Here is a 3,037-nt window from a genome sequence, read left to right as displayed (position 1 = left end):
GGGTTGCCCGCCGCACTCAGCGACGTGTCGTTTTCACCCAAGCCCGGAACCAGCGGACGATTGGAATTGGCACGCTGGATCGGCAGCGACGACAACACCTTGGCCGCACGCGTGATGGTCAACCGCATTTGGCAGCACGTCTTCGGCCAGGGTATCGTGCCGACGACCGAAGATTTCGGGATGACCGGAACGGCCCCCTCCCATCCCGAATTGCTCGATCATCTGGCGATCGAATTTATCGAGTCGGACTGGTCGGTCAAAACCATGATCCGTCAAATGATGCTGACGCGGGCCTATCGGATGCAAAGCACCTTTGACGTCGCCAGCCACGAAGCGGACCCGGACAACCGGTTGCTTTGGCGGGCCAACGTGAAACGGCTGAACGCCGAGTCGCTCCGCGACGCGATGCTTGTGATCGCCGGAGAGCTGGAAACCGAGCGGCCGACCGGATCGAAGGTTGCCCAAGCCGGTTACAGCCGAGTTCGCGACGGACAACTCGGCGATCCCCGCGATGCCATCCGCCGTACCATGCAAACCACCTTGACCGGGCGAACCACCTTGACCAGCCGTCGCGGCGGACTGGCGCCGATCTTTGATCGCATCCGAAACGGCAATCCGCGCGAACAAGCGCTGGCCCGAAACCAGCTGCGCTCGGCGATCGGCAACCAACGGATGGCGGAACTCGCCGCCACGGCCTATGACGAAGGTTCGCTGGACAGTGTCTCGGACAATCACCGCAGTGTTTACTTGCCTGTGGTGCGTGACTTCGTGCCGCGATCGTTGGACGTGTTTGACTTTGCCGACCCCAGCATGGTGATCGGCACCCGCGAAACATCCAACACGCCCAACCAGGCGCTCTACATGTTGAACAATCCGCTCACGATCCGGCTCAGCGAAGCCTTTGCCGAGCGGCTGCTCCAGGAGGGGCGATCGACCAAAGACCGTGTCGAAATGGCGTTCGTCTTGGCATACGGACGCCCGCCGACGGCCGCTGAACGCACCGCATCGCATCGCTTTCTCAGTTCGTCGGGCCTGTTGCCCAAATCGGCGCTCGCCGCGTTTTGTCAGTCGCTCTTCGCGGCCGCCGAATTTCGATACCTGAATTAGTCCATGTCATGATCGTGTTGACCCGTTGGGGTTCAACCTCAATCACCTCGGAAATCCAATGTACACACGTCGCGATCTACTCAAACACACCTCGGCCGGGTTCGGTTACTTGGCGCTGGCGGGGCTGGCGTCGCTTTCTCGTTCGTCCGCCCTCGGGGCAGGGGCGGACGTCGCGGCCAACCCGTTGTCGCCCAAACCGCCGCACTTTCCGGCGAAAGCGAAACGCGTGATCTTCCTGTGCATGCAAGGCGGTCCGTCACACGTCGATACCTTCGACTACAAACCGGCCTTGGCGTCCGACGATGGGAAACGCGGCAAGTACGGTGGCGCGCTGCTCAAGTCACCGTGGCAGTTTCGCCAACGCGGTGAAAGCGGACTGTGGATCTCGGATCTGTTTCCCGAAGTCGCCAAGCACGCCGACGAGATGTGTTTGATTCGGTCGATGCATTGCGATCAACCGGTGCACCCGGGCGCGATGACGCAGATGCACACCGGAACGGCGCAGTTCGTTCGGCCGTCGTTGGGCGCCTGGACGCTTTACGGTCTGGGCACCGAAAACGAAAGCCTGCCCGGATTCGTCTCGCTCAGTCCACCCGCGGGAAGCTCTCGCAACTACAGCAGCGCGTTCTTGCCGGCGATCTATGGCGGCACCAAAGTCGGCGGATCGGGCGGTCGCTTTGCCCAAGCGGCGCGGTTCAATGCCGGAGGCGGCCAGGCGGTGCCGGACATCAGCAACCCGAAACGAACGACCGATCAACAGCGCCGACAACTCGACTTCATCCAATCGCTCAATCGCAGCCAGATGCCGGCCGGTGACGGGGCGAACGTCGAAGGCGTGATCCAGTCTTATGAGTTGGCGTTTCGAATGCAGGACGCGATGCCGGAACTGATGGATCTGTCGGGCGAGGATCAGCGCACGATTTCGATGTACGGCGCCGATTCCGATCCGACGCGGACGTTCGGACGACAGTGCTTGCTGGCCCGTCGCTTTGCCGAAGCCGGGGTGCGGTTCATCGAAGTCACGCACGGCAATTGGGACCAGCACGCCCGTTTGACCGAAGACCATGCCGCGCGGGCCGAGGCCTGCGATCAACCGATCGCGGCGCTGTTGGCCGATCTGAAACAACGCGACATGCTCAAAGACACGTTGGTGATGTGGGGCGGCGAGTTCGGACGGACGCCGTCGGCCCAAAATGGAGATGGCCGCAACCACAACAACAAGGGTTACACGTTGTGGATGGCCGGCGGCGGAACCAAGGGCGGTTTCAGCTACGGGGCGACCGACGAACACGGATTCGAAGCGGTGGAAAACCCGTGCCATGTCCATGACTGGCACGCCACCGTGTTGCACTTGCTGGGTCTGGACCACACCCGTTTGACCTATCGGTATGCCGGACGCGATTTCCGATTGACCGACGTTTACGGGAACGTGGCGACGGACATCATCGCTTAGGTCACGCGCTGGTGTGCAGGCTTCAGCCGCCCATTTCGCTGCTCCGCAGCGACCCGGATGCGCCTAAAGGCTGGACACCAACACGCGCTGGTGTGCAGGCTTCAGCCGCCCATTTCGCTGCTCCGCAGCGACCCCGGGATGCGCCTCAAGGCTGGACACCAACATGCGCTGGTGTGCAGGCTTCGGCCGCCCATTTCGCTGCTCCGCAGCGACCCGGGTGCGCCTCAAGGCTGGACACCAACCTGCGCTGGTGTGCAGGCTTCAGCCGCCCATTTCGCTGCTCCGCAGCGACCCGGATGCGCCTCAAGGCTGGACACCAACATGCGCTGGTGTGCAGGCTTCAGCCGCCCGTTTCGCTGCTCCGCAGCGACCCGGATGCGCCTCAAGGCTGGACACCAACATGCGCTTCAGCCGCCCGTTTCGCTGCTCCGCAGCGAGGGGGCGATCACCCCGACTTGCCAAGTCGCATGCCTGCCG

Annotated in this window: 2 protein-coding genes; both read left to right on the top strand. The window is 62.7% G+C overall.

The features are described from left to right. Nucleotides 1-1,107: DUF1553 domain-containing protein (locus ABX749_RS27730; RefSeq protein WP_372898883.1), on the top strand; the 1,107-nt coding region annotated here is incomplete at its 5' end. Nucleotides 1,108-1,165: 58 nt separating this feature from the next. Then, nucleotides 1,166-2,560 carry a DUF1501 domain-containing protein gene (locus tag ABX749_RS27725; RefSeq protein WP_145206955.1) on the top strand — a complete coding sequence of 465 codons (1,395 nt, stop codon included), beginning with the start codon at nt 1,166-1,168 and terminating at the stop codon, nt 2,558-2,560. Nucleotides 2,561-3,037: the final 477 nt, after the last annotated feature.

It is taken from the genome of Stieleria sp., from assembly GCF_041595215.1.
Taxonomy (GTDB): domain Bacteria; phylum Planctomycetota; class Planctomycetia; order Pirellulales; family Pirellulaceae; genus Stieleria; species Stieleria magnilauensis.
This window is presented reverse-complemented; position numbering and strand designations above follow the sequence as displayed.